General features: G+C 42.7%; 21 protein-coding genes and 1 pseudogene. 11 read left to right on the top strand and 11 right to left on the bottom strand.

All coding sequences use genetic code 11. From position 1 onward, the window contains the following. Positions 1-255 precede the first annotated feature (255 nt). The 3 genes from BJP37_RS25660 (at position 256) to BJP37_RS43940 (ending at position 2099) form a co-directional block, all read left to right on the top strand. A complete protein-coding gene (locus tag BJP37_RS25660; protein ID WP_075903056.1) occupies positions 256-879 on the top strand; it encodes a DUF938 domain-containing protein in 624 nt (207 codons plus the stop codon). 725 nt (positions 880-1604) lie between these two features. After that, positions 1605-1808 (top strand): RelB antitoxin-like protein, encoded by a 204-nt coding sequence (locus BJP37_RS45160; protein WP_081431526.1) that lies wholly within the window; start codon positions 1605-1607, stop codon positions 1806-1808. 168 nt (positions 1809-1976) lie between these two features. After that, positions 1977-2099 carry a hypothetical protein gene (locus BJP37_RS43940; RefSeq protein WP_269087067.1) on the top strand — a complete coding sequence of 41 codons (123 nt, stop codon included), beginning with the start codon at positions 1977-1979 and terminating at the stop codon, positions 2097-2099. On the opposite strand, the gene BJP37_RS25670 is transcribed toward BJP37_RS43940, so the two are convergent. After that, positions 2074-3546, bottom strand: coding sequence for an aldehyde dehydrogenase family protein (locus BJP37_RS25670; protein ID WP_075903058.1), 1473 nt, complete (start codon positions 3544-3546; stop codon positions 2074-2076). The genes BJP37_RS43940 and BJP37_RS25670 overlap by 26 nt on opposite strands. Positions 3547-3613: 67 nt before the next feature. Next, positions 3614-3766, bottom strand: coding sequence for a hypothetical protein (locus tag BJP37_RS40075; RefSeq protein WP_158069778.1), 153 nt, complete (start codon positions 3764-3766; stop codon positions 3614-3616). A 132-nt stretch (positions 3767-3898) separates the two neighbouring features. Between BJP37_RS40075 and BJP37_RS40080 the strand changes: the two genes are divergently transcribed. Next, positions 3899-4057: a hypothetical protein gene (locus BJP37_RS40080; protein WP_158069779.1), complete on the top strand. Its 159-nt coding sequence runs from the start codon at positions 3899-3901 to the stop codon at positions 4055-4057. Here the strand turns inward: BJP37_RS40080 and BJP37_RS25675 are convergent. From BJP37_RS25675 to BJP37_RS25705, 8 genes are all read right to left on the bottom strand, one after another. Then, on the bottom strand, positions 4050-4937 hold the full coding sequence (locus BJP37_RS25675) for a phytanoyl-CoA dioxygenase family protein (protein WP_143727794.1): 888 nt from the start codon (positions 4935-4937) through the stop codon (positions 4050-4052). The two genes, BJP37_RS40080 and BJP37_RS25675, sit on opposite strands and share 8 nt — an antisense overlap. Before the next feature lie 108 nt (positions 4938-5045). Continuing rightward, the gene (locus tag BJP37_RS25680; RefSeq protein WP_075903062.1) at positions 5046-5852 is read right to left on the bottom strand and encodes an SDR family oxidoreductase; all 807 of its coding nucleotides are present in this window, start codon (positions 5850-5852) and stop codon (positions 5046-5048) included. Between the two features lie 15 nt (positions 5853-5867). Beyond that, a complete protein-coding gene (locus BJP37_RS25685; RefSeq protein ID WP_075903064.1) occupies positions 5868-6941 on the bottom strand; it encodes an N-acetylneuraminate synthase family protein in 1074 nt (357 codons plus the stop codon). A 276-nt stretch (positions 6942-7217) separates the two neighbouring features. Further along, positions 7218-8156, bottom strand: coding sequence for a glycosyltransferase family 2 protein (locus tag BJP37_RS25690; RefSeq protein WP_075903066.1), 939 nt, complete (start codon positions 8154-8156; stop codon positions 7218-7220). 42 nt (positions 8157-8198) lie between these two features. Then, the gene (locus BJP37_RS25695) at positions 8199-8963 is read right to left on the bottom strand and encodes an FkbM family methyltransferase (RefSeq protein WP_075903068.1); all 765 of its coding nucleotides are present in this window, start codon (positions 8961-8963) and stop codon (positions 8199-8201) included. Between the two features lie 19 nt (positions 8964-8982). Further along, on the bottom strand, positions 8983-9954 hold the full coding sequence (locus tag BJP37_RS25700) for a glycosyltransferase (protein ID WP_075903070.1): 972 nt from the start codon (positions 9952-9954) through the stop codon (positions 8983-8985). A gap of 281 nt (positions 9955-10235) precedes the next feature. Further along, a complete protein-coding gene (locus BJP37_RS37435) occupies positions 10236-10454 on the bottom strand; it encodes a hypothetical protein (protein WP_143727795.1) in 219 nt (72 codons plus the stop codon). A 26-nt stretch (positions 10455-10480) separates the two neighbouring features. Beyond that, a complete protein-coding gene (locus tag BJP37_RS25705) occupies positions 10481-12169 on the bottom strand; it encodes a capsule biosynthesis protein (RefSeq protein ID WP_075903072.1) in 1689 nt (562 codons plus the stop codon). A gap of 305 nt (positions 12170-12474) precedes the next feature. Between BJP37_RS25705 and BJP37_RS25710 the strand changes: the two genes are divergently transcribed. The 5 genes from BJP37_RS25710 (at position 12475) to BJP37_RS25730 (ending at position 20262) form a co-directional block, all read left to right on the top strand. Further along, positions 12475-13281: an ABC transporter permease gene (locus BJP37_RS25710; protein ID WP_075903074.1), complete on the top strand. Its 807-nt coding sequence runs from the start codon at positions 12475-12477 to the stop codon at positions 13279-13281. Beyond that, complete coding sequence (locus BJP37_RS25715; RefSeq protein WP_075903076.1) at positions 13282-14031, top strand: ABC transporter ATP-binding protein; 750 nt, start codon at positions 13282-13284, stop codon at positions 14029-14031. 143 nt (positions 14032-14174) lie between these two features. Further along, positions 14175-15146 carry a glycosyltransferase family 2 protein gene (locus BJP37_RS25720; protein ID WP_075903078.1) on the top strand — a complete coding sequence of 324 codons (972 nt, stop codon included), beginning with the start codon at positions 14175-14177 and terminating at the stop codon, positions 15144-15146. A 125-nt stretch (positions 15147-15271) separates the two neighbouring features. Then, on the top strand, positions 15272-18610 hold the full coding sequence (locus BJP37_RS25725) for a glycosyltransferase (protein ID WP_075903080.1): 3339 nt from the start codon (positions 15272-15274) through the stop codon (positions 18608-18610). A 197-nt stretch (positions 18611-18807) separates the two neighbouring features. Next, positions 18808-20262 carry a class I SAM-dependent methyltransferase gene (locus BJP37_RS25730; protein ID WP_075903082.1) on the top strand — a complete coding sequence of 485 codons (1455 nt, stop codon included), beginning with the start codon at positions 18808-18810 and terminating at the stop codon, positions 20260-20262. A gap of 125 nt (positions 20263-20387) precedes the next feature. On the opposite strand, the pseudogene BJP37_RS25735 reads toward BJP37_RS25730, so the two are convergent. Further along, positions 20388-20687 (bottom strand): annotated as a pseudogene (locus BJP37_RS25735) (IS4 family transposase); the annotation flags it as partial. Between the two features lie 169 nt (positions 20688-20856). Here BJP37_RS25735 and BJP37_RS25740 point away from each other — a divergent pair. Both BJP37_RS25740 and BJP37_RS25745 read left to right on the top strand, forming a co-directional pair. Beyond that, complete coding sequence (locus BJP37_RS25740; RefSeq protein WP_081431330.1) at positions 20857-21885, top strand: glycosyltransferase; 1029 nt, start codon at positions 20857-20859, stop codon at positions 21883-21885. Next, positions 21882-22589, top strand: coding sequence for a class I SAM-dependent methyltransferase (locus BJP37_RS25745; protein ID WP_075903086.1), 708 nt, complete (start codon positions 21882-21884; stop codon positions 22587-22589). The genes BJP37_RS25740 and BJP37_RS25745 overlap by 4 nt, the downstream gene beginning before the upstream one ends. Positions 22590-22640 lie beyond the last annotated feature (51 nt).

Here is a 22640-nt window from a genome sequence, read left to right on the forward strand (position 1 = left end):
TAGTTAATTGTATTATTTTTTAATAATGTTAATCGTCAGGTGGGCAGTGCTTCATACCAATTAAAAAGCTGACAATCTCGAAGGTAAGCACTGCCCACCCTACATCTCAAATACTGCTCACCGACATAAAATTAATGGTGTTGCCTAAATGTGGGATGATATTAATAGCTTTGTGGAATGGGCATCTTGCCCATAGCTTTGTGGAATGGGCATCTTGCCTGTTCCCACTCTTATCATTATCGGGGATAAAAATTAGTGGACAGCCGAAAATACGCCCCAGCAACCCAGCGCAACCGGGAAGCAATTTTACAAGTACTTTTAGAGATATTACCAGCCACTGGCACAATTTTAGAAATTGCTAGCGGTACCGGAGAACACGCTATCTATTTTTCACAACAGTTAAACCCTCGAAAATGGATTCCTTCGGATATCGATGCTTCCCTCCGTGAAAGTATCATCGCCTGGGCTAACCATTCCCCTAGCGACAACCTTTATCAACCCCTTGATATTGATGTCAGTCAGCCAGTTTGGAAAGTAGAAACGGAAATACTATCAGAAATACCAGATATTGTAGCGATGGTGAATATTAATATGATTCACATTTCACCATGGTCTACGTGTTTAGGATTAATCGCAGGTGCTGGTCGTATCCTTTCATCAGGAGATATTCTATATTTATACGGTCCCTACAAACAAGGTAATAAACACACTGCACTTTCCAATGCTGATTTTGACTCCTATTTACGAGAACAAAACCCAGAATGGGGAGTACGTAATTTAGAAGATGTTGTAGAGGTTGCCAGTAATCATAATCTCATCCTTGAAAAAACTTATCAAATGCCAGCTAATAATCTTTCGGTAGTATTTAAACACACCTAAGTAAATAAAACTAATCGTAGGGTGGGCAGTGCCTAAGACAAATTACCAATGCTGTAGTAGCTTTGATAAGCACTGCCCACCAACAGTAAATAAAATTAATCGTAGTAAATAAAACTAATCGTAGGGTGGGCAGTGCGTAATAGAAATTTCCAAGCCTGTAGTAGCTTTAATAAGCACTGCCCACCAACAGTAAATAAAATTAATCCTATGGTGGGCAGTGCCTAAGACAAACACTAAAGCTTGTAGTATGCTTGATAAGCACTGCCCACCCTACATCTACTTATCTGTCCACCCTACATCAAATGAAATAATTGAAAATGGCTATAATAAAATTAAGCATTTAAACCGAATAATTTATGATTACAGTTACACGAGAAGAAATTGAGCAATTTCGGTATCAATTGGCAAATTATCCAGAGGCTTTGGCTGCCCTAAATGAGATAGAAGAAGAGGAAGGAGATTTGGAGTATGCGACTGAAATTATAGCTTCGGAAGCCGGAATAGAGAGAATAGATATACAAGAGAGTTGGTTGCAAAATTTAGCCAGGCGGTGTCGCCATATAATTTGTCAAGATGAATTTACAGACGATCGACTCGCTGGAGTAACTACTGCGTTGGTTGCATCTCTAGCTGCATCTGGTAATTTGCCCCTGGCATTGGCGACTCCAGTAGCTATTTATATAGTTAAGATTGGAGTCAAAAGTTTCTGCAATGAAGAGGAAACAATAAACCTTAAATATTATCCCTTAGCACAAGAATTAATTGCCGATAATCAAGGTAATATCCAGAAAGTAGTCATTAATTTTCAGGACTATGAACGTTTAATTGAAAGCTTTGAAGATGAAGGACTATATCGTGCTATGATGGAAGTTAAAGATGAAACCCCCTTAAGTTTGGAAGAAGCATTAGCAGAACTCGACAAAGAATGAAAACTGAATATCTTCCAACCTTGTCTTGATGCAGTCGCTCATGGGGGAAACCACGGCAGTGGGCAGAATCGTAGGGTGGGCAGTGCCTAAGACCAATCCCAAAGCTGGTAGTCGCTTTGATAAGCACTGCCCACCAACAGGTAAATAAAATTAATCCTATGGTGGGCAGTGCCGAAAACCAATTTCCAAAGTTACCATCAGTATGATACTTACTGCCCACCCTACATCAACTACTCCCTACTCCCTACTCCCGACTCCCTAATGATCAAAATTGCTCAGGATCAATATTAATATAGATATCCTTCAACTCAGAATAGACATCCAAGGCTTCTGTACCTGGTTCACGGGTACCATTACCAGATTGCTTGAGTCCACCAAAGGGCATATGGGGTTCACTGCCATAAGTACCGGCATTCACTACAGCTACGCCAGTTTGGACTTTCTCACAAAACCGTACTGCACGGTGGATGTTGCGAGTGTGAATCGAAGCAGTTAAGCCATAGGGAGAATCGTTGGCAAGAGCAAGAGCTTCCTTAAAGTCTTTGACCCGGTAGAGACTAGCAATCGGACCAAATAATTCACATTGAGAAATTTCCGCGTGGGGGTCTACATTCTCTAGCAGGGTCGGTGCCATATAGAAACCAGTAGCATGGTCAGAGTCTGTTAAGCGATCGCCTCCCACCAGCACCGTTGCTCCTGCTTCTTGTGCCTGTTTCACCGCTGCTATCATGTTAGTCAACTGTTGCTCATTAATCACTGGACCAAGGTCATCCTGGTCAGTGGGACCTAATTTTAATTCCTTAGTTTTCTCCACTAATTGGTCACGGAATTGATCATAAATGCTGTCAAAGACAATGATTCGACTAGCAGAAGCACAACGTTGACCAGCATTACTGAACACTGAGAGTAAGGTCCACTTGACGGCATTGTTCAAATCCGCATCATCACATACCACCAAGGGATTCTTACCCCCCAATTCCAGGGATACCCTGCCAAAGCGCTCCCCAGCTACCCGTTGCACAATTCGTCCTACTTCTGTAGAGCCAGTAAAGCTAACCACAGCCACGTCATTATGAGCAACCAAGGGAGCGCCCGCTTCTTCACCATATCCCTGAATAATATTGAGTACACCAGGGGGTAACCCAACCTCTTGAGCAATTTGTCCAACTATCCAAGCCGTGGCAGGAGTGTCTTCTGCTACTTTTAATACCGCGCTATTGCCACAAATCAGGGCTGGAAAGACTTTCCAGGCTACATTAGCAATGGGAGTATTGGCCGCAATAATTAATCCAGCGACTCCCAGAGGTTGACGCACAGTCATGGCATATTTATTAACCACACCGCTGGTAGTGGTGCGACCATACAACCGTTGTCCTTCACTAGCGTAGAATAATCCTAATGCGATCGCACCGCCAGTTTCTCCATAAGCTGAACCATAGGACTTACCCGTTTCTGCTGCTACAATCCTGGCAATCTCTTCCTGACGGGCTTTCATACCCAGGACAATCTCGTGTAAGATGTTTCCCCGTTGTACCGGAGGAGTATCAGCCCAAGCCGGTTGAGCCTGTTTAGCTGACCTTACCGCTTGCTCAATATCTGCTGCTCTTGAGCGAGCCACCTGACATAGCACTTGACCATTAGTGGGGTCTAGCTTATCAAACCATTCTCCTGCCACTGCTGTTACTTGTTGACCATCAATCCAGTTCAAGACTTGGCTCGGTAAATAGTCTGGTGCCATTATTTTTTCCCCCTTGGAAGTATCTCATGGTGAGTAATCATACCAAGAGAAGCTCAAACAATAGCAATCAAGATAGGGAACAGGGAATAGGGAACAGGGAACAGGGAACAGGGAGTAGGGAGTAGGGAGTAGGAAAGAGATCCAAAGAGTTTTTGATGTTATGAGAAAGCGATGCAGCGCGGTCTTGGGGAGGCAGCGCGGTCTTGGGGGTTTCCCCCATGAGCGACTGCCGTGGTTCCCCCCATGAGCGACTGCATCAAGACACAGCAATATTGTTCATAACCTATTTATATAGGCTATAGTAATTAAGGTAGGTAACTTCGGATTAGGAAACATAAAAAAGTAATAATAGTTGATTACTTCAGTACTTAAATTAAGTTTAATAGCGTTTTTTATAGCTCTGATATACACAAAAAAAATTCCCTGTTACCAGATCCGCTGTTCCCTACTCCCTACTCCCTACTCCCTACTCCCTACTCCCTATTCCCTATTCCCTATTCCATCTATTTAACTCCTAAAAGATATTGGTCTATCATTGAAGTATTGTGATTAACCAAGTGAGCATGGAGTGGTTTTCTAACCCACCCGAACCAGGGAAAATTGATGGCAAAGGGGGATATATATTGTAGTATAATCACAAACCTGGGTTTTTTTCCTGGTCGGCTACCGAAATGGAAACATCTGGATGTATCGGCAAATATCATTGTCCCGGACGCACCAGTGATCGAATAGAAATGTTGCGGATCAATCAAGCGACTGATCCACTCATCCGTTAGTCTTCCCCCTGGGTATAATTGGTAGATTCTTTGGGATTCTTGTGCTGGGATTAGGGTCAGAGGACCAGACTCTTCTGTCACATCCTCTACATGAATATATAGCTTGATTTGCCTAACGCCTTCCGGGTCTAAATGAAAAAATTGAGCTCCTCCTTCATAGAGTTTTTTATTGGGCGAGTAGAGTAACTTAACCCCATTGATAATTGGTAAGATGCCAATGTATTTTGTTACTATACTTACTAACGTTGGATCACAAGCTAGTTTTACTAAAGACTCCGTAAGTCTAGACTTATCTGGATGGATACCTCTGAGGTATTGTTCCTTTCCTTCACCTTGTTTGGTAAAAATAGATTGATCAACAGTAGCGATATAGTCCCGACATTCTCCAATCACTTCGCTAACTGGATCAAAAGTTTTGGGAAACCACACTAAAAATCCATCTTTTTTAGAGATACTAGGTAATTTACCTTGACAATTAATAACGCTAATTCCTAAATATTTGCGAATACTATAAGTAGGAAAGCTGAAAAATTTACTAATCCTTTCGTAAATCTTTCGCTTGCCGTAGGGATAGTTAAAGTGCTTCTGGTTTTCAATAAACAGTTTAGTGATCAAAGGGTGCATCTAAACGTTGTAACTCTATAACTCAGCGATGCAGCGCCGACCTGAGCAGGTTTCTTCCCTCAGGGACTGCATTAAGACAGTCAGATGCACCAGTTTAGTCTACCAAACGGTAAAACCGCCATCGACTCGGAGTTCGATACCTGTGACATAGGCAGAGGCATCGGATGCTAGAAACACCAATGGGCCAAGTAAATCATCAAACTCTGCCATCCGTCCTAGAGGAACGCGATCGCAAAATTGACCTTTGAATTCCTCATCTTGTCCACCCAATACTCCTCCCGGAGAAAGGGCATTAACCCGGACACCAAAGGGTCCCCAGTGGGTAGCAAAGTACCGGGTTAAATTCACCAGTGCTGCCTTCGATGCCCCATAGGCAGGGGGTTTCAAAAAAGGAGGGTCGCACTCCAGATGCTCATAAAACCGGGCATCTGGAGATACGCTCCCATACAACGAACCGATATTAATGATTGAACCTCGTCTAGCTTCCACCATCGGGCTACCGAAGACTTGGGTCACCTGGAATGCTCCCAAGACATTCACCTCAAACACCTTGCGGCAAATCTCTAGGGGGATCTCGTCCAAGCTGTAGGTTTTCACTGGACCAGGAGGTTGGTCAATCCCAGCATTGTTGACAATCACGGCAGGAATGCCAATGTCGCTCAGGATGCGATCGCGGATTGCGGTCATGGCAGTGCGATCGCATATATCACCCCGCTCCAAACACAAACGAGTCTTGGGATAATGCCCTTGAAGTGTCTCAAAGGAGCTTGGCACCTGAGCCAATGGTAGGTCTATGCCCACAACCGTTGCGCCAGCATCCAATAATGCCCGACTCCACACCGGTCCAAGTTTACCTAAGACTCCAGTCACAATAGCGATTTTGCCAGAGAGGTCAAAATAATTCACAAAGCCAACAACACCCTACAAAGCAACCTTTTCAACATTTTCCACCAACCCAGCCAAGGTAATTGACTCATCCACCCTTAGGGGTTTGGTTAAGACTTTACCAATTACATTGTCCAATTCATAGGGGTGCAAACCATCCCCTGGGGATTTCATCGCGATATCCTCTGCTCTTAAAACATGTCCTACAGGTAAATTATCCGCAGCCACCAGTTTTTTACCCATCTTCAAGTAAGCAGGACGTTCATTCAGGTGTACCTTCTTCACCCCATCCCCAAAAGCTTGGCGAGTGCGTCTGAGGTCTCTTACCATCTTGCGCAACCCTGTCGGTTCTAACGAGAAAGCATGGTCTGTTCCTTTCATCGCCCGGTTCAGGGTAAAGTGTTTCTCAATCACACGAGCCCCGAGAACATAAGCCGCCACTGCCATCGCGATACCGTTATCATGGCTAGATAGACCTATCACAATATCACTGAACAGTTCCCGATAGGTCTCGATCACCTTCAGGTCAAGTTCTTCAAAGTCCGCTGGATAGCTTGCCGTACATTGGAGGATACACAGCTGGGGGTTAATCGGCATGACCGCATCGTAAACCCGTTGCACATCCTCTAAAGTAGCTGCACCCGTGCTAACGATCATCGGCTTCTGGAATTGGGCAACATGTTTAATTAGGGGCAAGCTCTTAAGGTCTCCAGAAGCGATCTTATAGGCTGGCATATCCAACTCACCCAAAAAGTCCGCACTGGGAATATCAAAAGCAGTAGAGAAAAACGTAATCCCTACTTCTTCAGCATACTTTTTCAGTTCCTGATATTCGTAAGCACCAAATTCTAAAAACTCCCGATGCTCACCGTAGGTCAAACCAAAACTATTTTCATGGTCATAAGGTCTGTCAAAAGCTGCTTTCGTGTAAAGGGCACGATTGTCTCGTTTTTGTAGTTTTACAGCATTCGCTCCGCATTCCTTAGCAATCCGGAACATTTCTTTACACTTTTCCAAGCTGCCTTGATGGTTATTCCCAATTTCAGCAATTACAAAGCAATCGCTATCATCATTAATTTCAAAGCCATTAATAGTCAGTCTTCGAGACATTTTACACTCCTACAACCAATAAATTCCTATCGGTTTTTCACCACTGACCAATGGTTTACCATTAATTACCTGGGATTTCAATACGTATTGATCTTTTTGTCAGGATATGCGCTACGCGCACGCTACTTGAGGTGCCGTCAGCGGTCAGCCGTCAGCGGTCAGTTGTGGCACAGGCTTCCAGCCTGTGACCTAACCTATAAGCTGATAGCTGATAACTGATACGCGACACGCTGATACGCGACACGCTGATAGCTGACCGCTGATAGCTGATAGCTATTACGATAACGGCTCCACTTGAAATGATCTCGGTCGTAGATATCCTGGACAATGTTGAATTAAGTGATAACTTTTACCTTGGGTAGTCATCGGATCAGTGATACTAATATACCGACTGGTCATGATATTGTGCCAATCCCGAGGGATGAGATTCCAGAAGATCGGTTGGTCTGAATTGTAGTGTTGATCAAACCCGATACCTTTACGAAACAATGCCCAAAGATACTTTTTCAGTTGCCAGAACCAACCCCCTTTCGCATACTTTGAGTACCGTTCCGCATAAAGGGCTTTATACTGCTTTTGCCTCTCCATCATTTGGGCATATTCTGGAGTATTAGGATCCGAACTCCAATTGCGGTAATGATGAATAGCAATTTTTTTAGTATAAACAATATCATGCCCTGAATATAAAACTTTCGTGGTCAAATCCGGATCAATCCCATAATCTCGAAATACTTCACAGAATCCACCCACCTGTTTTAATACTGAAGTTCTCAGCACACCTTGGTTAACATTTAATACACCAATTACTGAGACCCCACCAATGTAGGGAGCACTCACGAAAGGCCCTTGTTTATCCCTTACTTTCAGGGCTACCATCCCGATCTTCCGCTTTTCCTCAAGTATTTTTACCGCCGTATCTAGACCCTGGTTAACGATTACATTATCATCACTGACCCAACACACATAGGGAGTATCTACCAGTCTGAACACATCATTATAGGCTTTAGCTTGACCAAGCTTTTCGCCCACCAAAACCGGAATCACCTGTGGATTTTCCGATGCGATCGCATTTAAGTACTCAATCGTGCCATCATCAGACCCCGCATCAGTCACATAAATTTTTGTAGGGGTTGATGTTTGTTCAATAATACTAGTAATACATTGCTTCAGAAGACTCAATCGATTATAGGTACCAACAACAACAGAAAGTTTCATTGTTCCTTCACTCCTCACCTTCACTCTTAAAAATTAACCACCCTAACGGACATACAAACAATGGCAGAATAATGGCTGTCCAGACTTAATAGAATTAATCTGATTTTTAATTCCTGCAAATCGGTAACCCAACTCTACCAAACAGTCATGTACCTCTTCAAACAATGGTTGTTCCTTATACAGGGGGACAAATGACATTTCTACCAGAACACATCGCCCTAGGGAAAATAGCTTTTTACCTCCCTTAATCACCCTATCCTCAACCCCTTGGACATCAATTTTTATAAAAATATCTTTATCAAATTTCTCAGACTCTAATTCTGACTGTAATAGGTCATCCAGGGGGCAAACCTTTACTTTAACCTCAGTTTCTCCTGATGTCTGTGGAAATTCCTTCTTACATAGTTCACTTATGCGTAACATCGAAGAAGCTGGCCCGTAAGAATTCTCATATAATAACTCTTCTCCTTCATAATCCGACAAAGCCACATTAAAAATTTTTAGATTAGGAATCTTAGCCGCTTTTCCTTCTAAATCTGATATATAAGATGGCAATGGTTCAAATACATAGGTTTGTTTAGCATTGAAGTAACAGGCTAAAAATTCCGCAAAATCCCCATTATTTGAGCCAATATCAATCACCGTCTTAATCGAATAATTTTCACGAACCCATCGCCATAGCTCCCTGCCTGGATCCGGACTCGCTTCCACAATTTGTTTGTAGTCTGAAAGCCTTAACAACTTTAAATTCATCGACGCTAACAGACGATTTACAAACCGAATTATTTTCTGTTTCAACGAAGCCATTTAGTTACTCCTAGACAACTTAATGAACTAAGTCCATAAACTGGTCTGCTGTTCTAGTTTTGTCCTCATATAACCTAGTTACTCGTCTCCGGAGATCCCGCTTATATCGATGATAATAAATTCCTTCCCATCGCTGCAAGTAAGCCTCTCGGTCATGATCTAAAACAGCATTGTTAGTTTGGCGAACCCCTTCATTTCGATCATAATAATGTTCAACATAAGCCCCTGGACAATCTACAATCTCATAATTAAGCTGCCACATCTTTAAACAGAGATCACCATCAGCTTTATAAAAGACATATCGGTCTTCATCCGCCCAGTCAACTGCTGCTAGGGCTTCTTTTAAGTACATACCATGATTAACAAACAGCTTGCCCCCAAGGGTATGTTGTACATAGTACTCTTTATCCTCTGGCCAATTCCGAAAATAGAAAGCTACTCCCCCTATTTTACCGCCAGCTTTTTCCACCTCTTCAAACTTATCCAGCCCTAAATTCACCGCATTTGGTAATAGCAGACAATCATCACTGATCATCAAAATGTATTTTCCTTTAGCGGATTTAAAGCCAAGATTCATAAAATACCCCCAACTGCGACGCTTGAGTGGCTTTCCTTGGAATTCCCCTCGGTTATGTTGGATGATAGTAATAATATCTTTCTGCTGAATTAGCCATTCTAAAGATCCATCCGTTGACCCCCCGTCAATCACAATGATTTCATAGGGAACGCGAATCTGATTATCTCGAACACTTTGAATCGCTTTTTCCAGTAAAGGTCTACGGTTATAACTCCCAATCACCACCGAGACCATGCACGTTTTCTCAGAACTAATTACCGGTTTAGCTAAAGACTTTAATATCTTAAAATGACTCAATTGTCCTGGATTAGCTTGTCCTGGATTAACTAGTTGAGTAGGATACTGAGTCAATGAGCTGTGATAAAAATTTTTGACTTGACGAAAAGGCTTAGCCAGAATTCTGATATAGTCCATAATACACTCCTGAACACACCTGTCTAGAGCCATCACCAAGCCATTTAGCTTAACTTGATGTGGCCGTTATAGTGGCACCCTCGGGGATAATGATATCAGAATATCCCATTGTTTATGTTATAATAGCAAGTCATTATGCATAGATAAATCTAAAAATTTTTAGATTATCAAACGGAGCAGTAGGGTGCGTAGGGTGCGTAGGGTGCGTTAGGGGCGCGCCTTGCCATCATATTCAACGTCGTAGCCAGTAACCCCGTAACGCACCACCAAAAGGCTCACCCTTATTTTTCGCCTTTTCTTCCCTGGTTGAGAAAGTCCGCTTGGGAATTGTAACGGGCAAGATGCCCGTTCCACAGATGCCGGAAATTGATAACGGGCAAGATGCCCGTTCCACAGATGCCGGGAATTGATAACGGGCAAGATGCCCGTTCCACAGATACCGGGAATTGTAACGGGCAAGATGCCCGTTCCACAGATGCCCATTCCACCAAAATCCTCATTCCAGCTTGATGCCCATTCCAGCAATCTAGACGCGATCAATTCCCAACCGTTCCGCTGGATAGATAAAAGGAGAACCAGACAAGATTCCATCACAGATAATATCCAAACCCCGATCTGCACCAGGAAGTAATTGCTCTAGGCTAGTAATATTCAGCTTCACGAAAGGATTTTCCGATAGCGGTTCCGTAAACTGTAGGGGAATCATCCGTCTAAAAAAGAAATGGTAGGCGTACATCCTCGCCCGTTTAAGGGCATTGGAATCCAAGCGTTTACCAAGGGGTAGCTGATCCAAGCACTGGAAATACTCCTGTGCTGTTGAAGGATCCATAGTGATGCCCTTATCTCGGATCCAAGCTTCACCACCAACGATCACCGGAATCCCTACACTGGTCAACTCTACTCCAGTTTTTGTCCCATAAATAATCACCGAGTCGCACTCCATCATCGCTGCGTAGGTACTCACAGGACTTTCTGGAGCAATGATGAAAATATTCTTAGGCAATTGAGGCCAGACCTTCTTGATTTCTGGCAACAAGGGTTGGCGAGAAGGCAACGTTCCCCGAATCTCTGCCGGATGAATCCGAATCAACAGTTGTAAGTCAGGACGTTTAGCAAAATACTCAATCGTTTGGAGTACCCACGTCAGCATATTGGGAAAAGCATTAGCCCGATAGTGCAACTGGGCATCCCACATTACATTAGTGAGCATCCCAATCACCGGCTGGTTCAGGTCAAGCCCCATCTCCTCAGCATTTCGGCTAAATTCTTCATCAGGTTTTTCATGAAACCAAATCCAATCCCGAGTGCCCTGCCATCGACTTTTCAAATACTGTAGGATGTCATCTGTCATTGCCTCAGTCCAAGGCATGGTTTCCCAGGCATGGAGAGGCTCACTGAGCATAGTGTGGTGATAAGTGTCTCCGTGGCTAAAAATAAAGCAACGCTTGCGGTAGGCAATAGTCCAGTTAACCACCCGCACTTGGCGTGAGCGACAGACTTCACCAATGATGCCATGAGGTAAGTAGATGCCATGATTGAAGCAAGCAGCCTTAAAATTATACTTAGACAGTAGCTTACTGATAGCATACGCAGTCAGCAAAGCCCCTTCAAAATACCGACGCACCACAATTTCACTGTTGGGTTCATTATCTAGATTCCCGCTGGTAAAATAGCGCAACGCCCCAGCATAGGCGTGTTCACCGATATTCCAGTTGCCCAGACAATAGTTTTCAATCTCTGATAGCGGCACGTGGGCTGCGATCTGTTTTGCCTCTAGCCTGTCGAGCCCAGTGAGCAGTTCACTGAATACATGGTTAGTCAAATGCAACGGTTGATAAAGATAACCACCGGTTGCGAAACACTTTTGGCATTTGATCCTTTCTAGATCATAGTTTTCAATCCTTTCTTGAGGTGTATCCAGTTTTTGAAGATTAAGGCAGGCAGGCAGAGAATGGTCACACAGGAGAGTATGAACCTCTGCTCCTCTGAGAGTAAGGGCTACTGCTAGTAGGCTTTCTGGTAGTGACAGTGGCGCTGACCCCCCTACGGCAGTTGCTATTAGCACCATTGGTCCGAAGTGAGACCGTTGCTTGGCTTCTCTCCAGAGGGAGGGGTTAGTTTCGATAATAGGTCGCCAATCTAACAAGTTACTTTGGCCTAGTTGCCAAGAAAGCAAGGGACTTGGCTCTAGTTCGTCAGCACTACTCACAGGCATATAATCAAGTCAGATACTAACTTCTCAAGGGATTATAGCAACTTCCTACTCGACAAATTTCCCTAAACTATGATAATAATATACAGACCGAAACAGAACGGGTGCGCGATGCTCCTTTGGAGCCGCTGCGCGAACGCGCCGTAACCAAAAGTGCGGGGTGGGAACACGACAGGGCGAATTTCTTCGCAGTATATGTTATGGTTCTAAAAATGCGCATCTACGAACCATTGGGGAGGCTCAATTGAATCCCTATATATTCGGTTCTATATACTCATATTCGGTTCTATATCTTCGGTGTATAAATTATGACCTTATCCCTCAAGGCTAACACCGCACGGTCGCCATTCCAGCGCTATTGGGAGTTGCTGTCTATATTAACAGAGCGAAATCTGAAGGGACGTTATCGAGGATCGCTTCTGGGAGTATATTGGTCTTTGTTAAATCCTTTGATTATGACAGGACTATATACAGCAATTTTTGGTGCTACCTTTGCCTCCTATTATGACAACTCAACCATTAACTATATTCTGGCAGCTTTTACTGGGTTGCTTGTCACTAACTTTTTCTCCGCTTCAACCAACCAAGCATTAGTCAGTATAGTTGGTAATGGTGCCCTGTTGAATAAAGTTCGCTTACCAATCAGTGTCTTTCCAGTTTCAACCATTGCTGCTAACGTGTTTCAGTTATCTGTTGGCAGCTTTCCTCTCCTAGCTATTGTCACGTTGCTTACGTCAAAAAGTGTAGTCAATTTGCTAGCGTTGAGTCTTCCGTTAATCGCTTTAATTTTGGTTAGTATCGGCATCGGTTTTTTCGTCAGTGTTCTCTATGTGTTCTTTAGGGATTTACCTTATTTCTACGAACTAGTATGCTTTGTGCTCTGGATTAGTTCTCCAGTCTTTTATCCAGCAGCAATTGTTCCAGAGGCGGTTAGACCTTTTTTGTTCTTAAATCCCTTATTGCCGATTATTGAAAGCATTAGACAGATTTCTTTGTCAGGAGGTTTGCCAGATGTAGGGTTAATTGGACACTCATGCCTAAGTGCCATAGTAATTGTATCCTTAGGCTGGACTTGCTTTCGAGTTTGGCAGCCGCACTTCATGGATTTGTTATAAATGACAGAAGAAGTTATTAGACTCGATCGGGTTTCATTGTGGCGAAGAACCCAAGAAGAGTTTTCCTATGACCTCAAGAAAACCATACTATCGTTTGTGGAGGGAAAATACCGCAAACCTTCCAAGAATTTAGTCCTTGATGACATTCATCTAGCCGTAAAAGCTGGGGAAAAAATCGGTATCATTGGACCCAATGGTTCAGGAAAATCAACCCTGCTTAAAGTTATCTGTGGAATCTTACAGCCCACAAGGGGTCAGGTATGGATCAGAGGTGAAATCGCTCCTCTGATTGAGCTAGGAGCTGGATTCGATCCAGAACTTTCCGTACTGGATAACATCAAACTCTATGGGGTGATGCTAGGTTTCTCTAAACAAGAGATGAAACGCAGAACCCCATCGATTTTGGAGTTTGCTGAGCTAGAAGACTACAAGTTAATGCCAGTCAAGGGATTATCCTCAGGGATGTCAGCGCGGCTAGGCTTTGCCATTGCCACTGATGTACAGCCAGATATCTTAATTTTAGATGAAGTGTTATCCGTAGGGGATCAAAGTTTTAGAATTAAGTGCCAGCGACGCATGGAAAGATTTTGGGAGGCTCATGCCACTGTTTTAGTGGTCTCCCATGATTTATCCTTTGTGCGCCATTACTGCAAGCGAGTGATTTGGTTAGACAAAGGCAGGATAAAGTTAGCGGGAGAAAGCAATGAGGTAGTCGATTCCTACTTGAATAGTGTCAAGGAAGTGGTTTAACCTTAAAAAAAGTTAAAACTTTTAAACAAAAGTTAAAAGCTTAAGGTAAATGAAAGATGGTAATCTGACAAGTTGGAATATAGTTAAACCTATAGTTAAACCAGTATTATCACCCTAATAGTGATAATTCCGAGGAGGAGTGTGTGAGGATTTCAATTATCACTGTATGTAAAAATGCTGAGCGGTTTATAGAGCGAGCGATCAAGAGTGTCGTCTCTCAGACCTATGAGGATATAGAGTACATTATTATTGATGGCAACTCCCAAGACAAAACTAAGGAGATTGCTCATAAATATAGTGATCAGATTAGCCGATTCATTAGCGAACCTGATGGCGGTATCTATGAAGCAATGAATAAGGGAGTTAGGTACTCCTCTGGTGAGTTTATTGGTTTTATTAACTCAGATGACTATTATCTTGATGATCAAGTTATCCAAGATACCGTTAACTTCCTGTTGGCAAATCCCTCCTGTGATTTTGTGTATGGAGACCTAGAGGTTAGAGAGCAATCAGGGTCTACCATTGTAGTCAAGCCTCCCTTGCCTGAAGATGTAGCTGATGAACTGATTTGTGGATGTTTGCCTCACCAAGCCAGCTTCTCCAGAGCTAACTTATTTTTCTCTAAGATAGGGCTTTTCAATGAACGCTACAGAATATCATCGGATTATGAATGGTTTCTGAGGCTAATCCAGAATGAAACGGTGAAATTGTGTTACTATCCTCGGAAAATGACATCCTATTATGCAGGAGGCATTTCTAGTCAGTTAAGACTATCCCTACCTGAATCCTATAGTATTCAGAACCAATGCCCAATGTATCAAGATTCCTACTGGTTGAACAGAAGAATCCTAAAATATCAGGAGTTCGTCATTAACCTAAGAGAATGGCTTCAAAATGTAGAAGACGGGAGAAATACAGTAAATCTCAACTATAAATCCCTTGAAAAAAAATATCAAGCCGTTGAAACGGAATACCATGCCCTAAAGCTTGAATTAGAGCAAGCCCGGGCGAAAATTGCTGAAATTGCGAAAATTGTTGAGATGGAAACCGGGATGAATCAGAATGGACAAAGTTCTAATCTAAAACTAAACTTTCCAAATTTGGAACAAGTATGATTAGGATACAACGTTATACTAATAGATTAGACTAATAGGTTATTAAATTAACAGCTTAGACGTTATATCTTTCTTGCCAAATTTATTGCAATGTTTTTTCAGGTGTGTGTGAGGGGCTGTTTAATATGCCAAGTAATAGGTCAGGATCCGAACTAGATTATGTAATTCCTCCTGAGATTAAAGACGACGATTTTTATAAAGCGATTCAGAGGATAGCTCAGGAAGAAGATATCAAGACGGTTCTAGAAATCGGGTCTTCATCCGGTGCGGGAAGCACCGAAGCGTTTGTCAAGGGGCTGCGAGAAAATCCTTCTAATCCAGTGTTATTCTGTATGGAGGTTTCAAAACCTCGTTTTACTGAGTTAAGGGAACGCTATCGCCAGGATTCTTTTGTCAAATGCTACAATATTTCATCAATTTCCCTAGAGCAGTTTCCTAGAGAAGATGAGGTTAGGGAATTTTATCATGCCCATCGCACCCCTCTAAATAACTACCCTCTTGAACAAGTCTTGGGTTGGCTTCGTCAAGATATCGATTATGTTAGGGAAATGGGAACCTCTGGAGATGGGATTGAAACGATTAAGCAAGAAAACCAAATCGAATATTTTGATCTGGTCTTAATCGATGGCTCCGAGTTCACAGGTGAGGTGGAATTAGATCAGGTTTACGGAGCCAAATACATTTTACTTGATGATATTTGTACCTATAAAAATTATACTAATCACCATCGGTTATTAAGAGATAAAAACTATAAACTGATTGAGCAAAATGCGTCTGTGCGCAATGGTTACTCCATTTTTGCTAAAGCGGGTAGTCACCACTCTGTTGGGAAGTCAGGTCAAGCCTCAACCCCTCTTCCCATCCATTTTTTTACCATTGTTCTCAATGGTGAACCCTTCCTTCGCTACCATATTGACGTCTTCAGTAAACTACCATTCCCATGGCATTGGCACATTATTGAAGGCGTAGCGCAATTGAAGCATGATACTGCCTGGAGTTTAGCGACGGGTGGGCATGTCAGTGATGAAATTCACCACAACGGTCGTAGTATTGATGGCACCACAGAGTATCTCGACCAACTGATGGAACGCTACCCTGACCAGATCACCGTCTATCGCAAACCAGATGGGGTTTTCTGGGAGGGCAAGCGAGAAATGGTGAATGCTCCCCTTGAGAATATCCAACAAGAGTGTTTGTTGTGGCAGGTAGATGTGGATGAGTTGTGGACAACTGAGCAAATCTGTAAAGCTCGACAGATGTTCATCGACCAACCTGACAAGACCGCTGCTTTCTTCTGGTGTTCGTATTTCGTGGGAGAAAATTTAATTGTTAGCAGTCGCAATTGCTATACACAAAACCCCAAACAGGAATGGTTGCGTCTGTGGAGGTTTAAACCGGGAGCTTTCTGGGCAGCCCACGAACCCCCAAGGCTTGTCCAACCGTCGTCAACTAATCAGTCAAATCAGTCAAACAATCATGAGCAAGATATAGCAAGCATCAATCCATTCCTACATCGAGAAACCGAAGCACAGGGACTGGTCTTTCAACATTTTGCTTATGTCACACCACAGCAATTGCAGTTTAAGGAGAGCTACTACGGCTACCAGAATGCTCTGGCCGAGTGGCAGGCACTACAGCAGCAGTCTGAATTTCCGGTTTTTCTGCGTCAACATTTATCTTGGGTTAAGGATGAAACCCTGGTTGAACCGGCGGATATCTGTGGTATAGTGCCGATTGCTCAGAAGGAGCCTGACGGCGAAAAATGGCAGTTTTTGCAACTGGAAGAATTTCAGCAACAAACTATGAAGATTGAAAGACCATTCCCCCAAATTGTGGTTGATGGGGTATTTTTCCAATTTTTTCCTAACTCTGGAATTTCCCAAGTCTGGAAGTCTTTGCTAGAAGTATGGGCAACTAATGGCTTTGGGAACCATGTGATTGTTTTAGACCGGGCTGGAACGGCTCCGAGGATTCCTGGAATTCGCTATCGCCCGATTCGAGCTTACGATTACAACAAAACGGGAGCAGATGCTGACTTGTTGCAGGAAATCTGTGATGAAAAAGGGACTGATCTATTCATTTCCAGCTACTATACCGCGCCCCTATCTACTCCTTCTGTATTTATGGCTTATGACATGATTCCAGAGGTGATCGGTGCCAATCTTAACGAAGCAGGTTGGAAAGAAAAACATTACGGTATCTTACACGCTTCACGTTATATTACGATATCCGAAAGTACGGCTCGAGATCTGATTAAGTTTTTCCCCCATATTTCCCGGTCAAAGGTAACGGTAGCTCACTGTGGAATCAAAAAAGTTTTTTCCCCGGCAAGCGATGATGATATCAATGAGTTTAAGACTGAATTCAATGTGACCAAGCCCTACTTACTATTAGTAGGAGAAAGAACTGGTGTTAATGGCTATAAAAACGCTATCTTTCTGTTCAGAGCATTATCTAAGCTGGTGGATAAGGAAGAGTTTGGGGTGATTTGTGTCGGTGGTAGACCTGAGTTAGAACCTGAGCTAGCTGCCCTGGCAGCAGGGATAACAACCCAGGTTCTGCCCCTGAGTGATGAAGACTTGAAAGTAGCGTATTCTGGTGCGATCGCTCTGGTTGTCCCCTCTCTGTACGAAGGCTTCGGATTACCAGTTACCGAAGCAATGGTTTGTGGTTGCCCTGTGATTACCTGTCGTCACTCCTCTCTTCCTGAAGCGGCTGGGGAAGCAGCATTGTATGTGGATCAATCTAATCTTTACGAGCTGATTGATGCGCTGTACAAAGTTCAAAACCCAGAGGTTCGTAAGCAGTTGATTGCTGATGGGTTTGAACACGCGAATAAATTTTCCTGGTCAAAGATGGCCGATACTGTGGCAGAGGTTCTGGTCGAAACTGCTAAGACAATCAAAAATGAGACTACTGGTATAGGTTCCCCCCTTTGGGGAGAATTCAGGAAGTTACAGGCTCAAATCCAACAAAAGCTACCCCCAAGTCCGTCCCTAATTCAAGTTCAGCCAACTCAGCTTCAGTCAGGGGATCTCGAAGAGCAATTGAGGTATGCAGAGGCTCAACTTCAGCAAAAACAGCGGGAACTTCAAGAAGCGGGGTCAACTCTAGCTGCAATGCAGTCCAATCAATTCTGGAAATTGCGGTCAGGCTGGTTTCGACTAAAACCCCTGTTAGTTCCACTAGTTAGTCTAATTTTAGGGATAAACTTACTACTGCTATCTACCGCCATGTATGCTGACAGGACTCTTCTGCAACTAATCTCATTCGTTTCTCCTGTCCAAGGAAATCTATTCTTTAGTCTTGGCGGTAGTTTGTTGTCCATTGCACTAATGTTAGGTATGGTGGGCTATCTTGGCTATATGAAGCCTCAGGTTCTCCGCAGGGTCAGAATTGTCATGGGTAGTGGGGGATTAGCGTTGATAGGTTTGACGGTACTACAAAACATTAACCTGTTGTAGATAACTGCCCAGTTTTCCAAGTCTTAATTCTTAAGACCCTTTATTTTTATTCCCTTTAGCCAAGAGGAGGCTTAGGTGGTGCTTCAACAAACTTTCGTCCACCTCCGGGGACTGAATTAAAACAAGGGTTTTCAATCTGGACTTGTGACCAGACTTAAGTTCGAGCTAATTTATCAACACCTGGGTGTAACAACAAGATGACACAAACCTTTAGAGATATCTGTTGGTGTGGAAATACTGAGCTAACTGAATTTTCCCCTGACTACTTGGCGTGCTCTAAATGTGGCACTCTAGTGTCAAAAACTGGTTTGAGGTCTGAGCAGCTCCGTGTACAGGATGATAACCATGACTTCTACGGTAAAGAATACTGGTTGTCTTATCAGACCGAGCATTATGGTTTTCCTGATATTCGTCAACGAGCCCGTCAAGATTTACCAGAGCGATGCCTCCACTGGTTGCGTACACTGATGGCTTATAAACTACCACCAGCCAAAGTGCTTGAGTTAGGTTGTGCTCATGGTGGCTTTGTGGCAATGATGGGTTGGGCAGGTTTTGATGCTATGGGTCTGGAGCTTAGCCCTTGGGTGGTGGAATTTGCACAACAGACATTCAAGATGCCCATTTTGTTAGGACCGATTGAGGATCAGCAACTAGGAGCCGAATTGTTTGATGCCATCGTACTCTACGATGTCCTAGAGCATCTACCTGATCCAGTGGCTACCATGAGCCATGGGGCATCTCTTCTGAAGGAAGATGGTATTTTCATTGTCCAGATGCCAAATTATGAAGAGGGTAAAACCTATTCAGAGATGGTTGCTCAAAAGGATAATTTTTTACAGCTAATGCAACCTATTGAGCATATCCATCTTTTGAGTAGGCGAGGGGTGTCGCAATTCTTTAAGAACCTCGGTTTTGAGTTTCTGCAATTTGAACAACAGTTGTTCGACTATGACATGTTTTTCGTAGCTAGTCGGCAGCCTTTGGTGCGCTATACTGATGAGCAAATTAGTTACTATCTTCTCAAGAGTCCATCTGGGCGAATGGTTCAGGCATTACTGGACAAATCCTCTGAGTTTAATAAACTCAAATTTCAGTATCAAAACATGCAAGTTCAGTATAAAACTAGCGAGACTAGGCGTGCTGAGCTTCTGAAAATTATTGAGCAACAGGATCAAGAGATAGCTTCCTTGCGATCTCAGGTTAATGCAACTGTCACAGACCTCCAGCAGACTAAATCACAATTAACCCAAGCTCACTCAGACCTTCAAGATACTCAGTCACAATTGACCAATGCCCACTTAGACCTTCAAAATACTCAGTCACAATTAAATCAATACCACTCAGAAATTCAATATAATCAATCACAATTAACTCAGATACACTCAGAAATTCAACATACTCAGTCACAATTAACCCAAATACATTCACACCTTCAGCATACTCAATCACAATTGGCACAGTCACAGGAAAAAATTCAGGATTTTCAGCAAAATCAATTACAGCAGATTCAGAACCAACTGAACGAAGCTGAGGCTAAGTTGAAGGTAATTAATGTAGAAATTGCGGCCATGAAGACCAGTAAGTTTTGGAAACTGCGATCGCTCTGGTTCAAATTTAAAGGGTTTGTCGGTCTCCCTACAGATAACGAATAAAATTTTAAATAATTAACCTCAGCTAAAATAGGAGTGTAATCATGGTTGATAGGGTGCTCGATCAAGTTGTTACTGCTAAGGAACCATTCAACAGTTATGAGACGGTTAAAGACGCTGTTGAAACCAATGTTATAGGAATGCTGCCCCAACTCCCAAGTCCTACGGTCATTACTCACTATCGAAGGCTCAGGGATTTGCATCCACTTGAGCACAATTGTTGCCTACGCCTTGTCATCTAGGTCAAACCCGCGAAAAAATCGTTGCAGTCGTTTGTAATTTGACTCGGCCAGAGCCTTTCCCTCACATCCCAATGCCAGTTCACTCAGGTTCACTGTCTTTACTTTCAGCAATGCCAGCTTGAACTTGGCTAGAAACGAAACTCTCGCTCCGTGCCATCCCACATGGGGTTGGAGGGCTTTCTTCAATTCGCCCTTATTAGTTCATGGGGTTTGATATCACTCTCTTAAATTCGGATGAAACCCCATCCTGCTCTTCTTTTCAACCTTTTTGTCCTGTACTGAGGTTAGGGGTAGACTTTTTGCAGGAAAACATGTACTCTAATCTATTAGTTTTTCATAGTCTGAGAGAAAATAAATGGGACTCTCAAAGCTCTCACCGCCAAAACAGTCTCTAAATCAGTCTCTAATTACTGACTTGACTGATAGGAGAAATCTAGTCATTGTCATTCCTTCATTTAATGACTGGGAAGCTCTGGAAAAGCTACTGCTGCTTATTGATGAGATTATTATTCCTCAAGGCACCAATTTAGAAGTTGTCATTGTTGATGACTATTCAACTATGCCCATCCCAGATTCACTGACTCATCAAGAACATCTCCAGATTCGAGCAGTTAACATCCTTCGACTTCGCCGCAACCTTGGTCACCAGAGAGCGATAGCGGTTGGCTTGTCCTATGTATATAGCCACTCAGACTGCGACTGGGTTGTGGTGATGGACGGTGATGGGGAAGATAATCCCTTTGCCATAGAGCACCTCCTGAATGTCTCAGACAAGACAGGTAACAATAAAATAATTTTTGCTAAGCGCAGTAAGCGGTCTGAAAGCTACACATTTAAGTTTTTCTATTTCATTTACAAAAAGCTTTATCTCCTGCTTATAGGTAAAGAAATTAGCGTCGGTAATTTCAGTTTATTACCTGCTTATTTATTGAAGAACGTCGTAGTGATTTCAGAAATTTGGAATCATTACTCATCAGGAATTTATCGCTCTCGAATTCCCTATCTTGAAGTAGATGTGCCCCGGGCGAAGCGACTAGCTGGACAACCCAAGATGAACTTAGTGTCCCTAGTGACACATGGCTTGAGTTCTATTGCAGTGTACGGAGATATTGTCGGGACGAGAATCTTATTAAGTATTGTAGTTTTGTTAATTATTTTATTGTTGCTCTTAGGCTTTGTTTTGCTGATTAGAGTCTTTACCGATTGGGGGATACCAGGCTGGGCGACCTACGTTTCGGGTTTATTAGTTCTATCTATGTTGCAACTTGTCTTAATCGGCACTGTTTTCAGTCTGATAATCCTGTCAAGTCGCAATCAGTCAAACTTGATTCCAGTTCGAGATTATAAATATTACGTTGATGATTTCTTTACTTTAAAACCATGAGCCAGTTTACCTATGTCGGGACAGAGTTAGAGCTGTTTGCTCAAGCCAAGAATTGGAAAAACTATATAAGAGTTTTATTAAGCAAATATATCCAAGGTGATGTCTTAGAAGTTGGGGCGGGGATAGGAAGCAACACCCGTTTACTCTGTCGCTCCCCATATAGTCAGTGGTTGTGCCTAGAGCCAGACAATCAGCTTTTCCATGCTCTAGAACAATCGATTGATTTAAATGGTATCATCAACTGTTATGCCCGCAATGGAACTATTGATAGTTTGAATAATGAGCAATTCTTTGATTCAATTTTATACATTGATGTTTTAGAACATATCCACAATGATAATCAAGAAGTCATCAAAGTGTCTCAACATCTAAAAGCTAATGGAAATTTAGTTATTTTAGGTCCGGCTCATCAAAGATTGTTTACTCCCTTCGATGCAGCTATTGGTCACTATCGTCGCTATAGTCAATCCAGCCTTAAAGCAATAATACCAGATAATCTCAAGATTGTTAAATGTCTCTATTTAGATAGTGTGGGTTTACTAGCTAGTCTAGCTAATAAACTGATACTTAAGCAAAGTCAACCAACTTTAAAACAAATACAAGTATGGGATAGCTTAATGGTTCCTCTTTCTAGAAAGTTAGATCCTATCTTAAGATATAGATTAGGAAAATCAATTCTGCTAATAGCAAAAAAAATATCCTGATCAAAAAAATAATTGTCAGGGTTAATTTTATAGTTTAAAAAATTAACCCTG

It is taken from the genome of Moorena bouillonii PNG (assembly GCF_001942495.1).
Lineage (GTDB): Bacteria > Cyanobacteriota > Cyanobacteriia > Cyanobacteriales > Coleofasciculaceae > Moorena > Moorena bouillonii.

Bases quoted from the DNA above. Each gene is read 5' to 3' on its own strand.
- BJP37_RS25745 (WP_075903086.1), top strand. From the start codon at position 21,882: ATGAGCCAGTTTACCTATGTCGGGACAGAGTTAGAGCTGTTTGCTCAA.
- BJP37_RS25695 (WP_075903068.1), bottom strand. From the start codon at position 8,963: ATGGCTTCGTTGAAACAGAAAATAATTCGGTTTGTAAATCGTCTGTTA.
- BJP37_RS25670 (WP_075903058.1), bottom strand. From the start codon at position 3,546: ATGGCACCAGACTATTTACCGAGCCAAGTCTTGAACTGGATTGATGGT.
- BJP37_RS25690 (WP_075903066.1), bottom strand. From the start codon at position 8,156: ATGAAACTTTCTGTTGTTGTTGGTACCTATAATCGATTGAGTCTTCTG.
- BJP37_RS40075 (WP_158069778.1), bottom strand. From the start codon at position 3,766: ATGGGGGAAACCCCCAAGACCGCGCTGCCTCCCCAAGACCGCGCTGCA.
- BJP37_RS25685 (WP_075903064.1), bottom strand. From the start codon at position 6,941: ATGTCTCGAAGACTGACTATTAATGGCTTTGAAATTAATGATGATAGC.
- BJP37_RS25715 (WP_075903076.1), top strand. From the start codon at position 13,282: ATGACAGAAGAAGTTATTAGACTCGATCGGGTTTCATTGTGGCGAAGA.
- BJP37_RS25705 (WP_075903072.1), bottom strand. From the start codon at position 12,169: ATGCCTGTGAGTAGTGCTGACGAACTAGAGCCAAGTCCCTTGCTTTCT.
- BJP37_RS25700 (WP_075903070.1), bottom strand. From the start codon at position 9,954: ATGGACTATATCAGAATTCTGGCTAAGCCTTTTCGTCAAGTCAAAAAT.
- BJP37_RS25710 (WP_075903074.1), top strand. From the start codon at position 12,475: ATGACCTTATCCCTCAAGGCTAACACCGCACGGTCGCCATTCCAGCGC.
- BJP37_RS25730 (WP_075903082.1), top strand. From the start codon at position 18,808: ATGACACAAACCTTTAGAGATATCTGTTGGTGTGGAAATACTGAGCTA.
- BJP37_RS25725 (WP_075903080.1), top strand. From the start codon at position 15,272: ATGCCAAGTAATAGGTCAGGATCCGAACTAGATTATGTAATTCCTCCT.
- BJP37_RS37435 (WP_143727795.1), bottom strand. From the start codon at position 10,454: ATGAGGATTTTGGTGGAATGGGCATCTGTGGAACGGGCATCTTGCCCG.
- BJP37_RS25740 (WP_081431330.1), top strand. From the start codon at position 20,857: ATGGGACTCTCAAAGCTCTCACCGCCAAAACAGTCTCTAAATCAGTCT.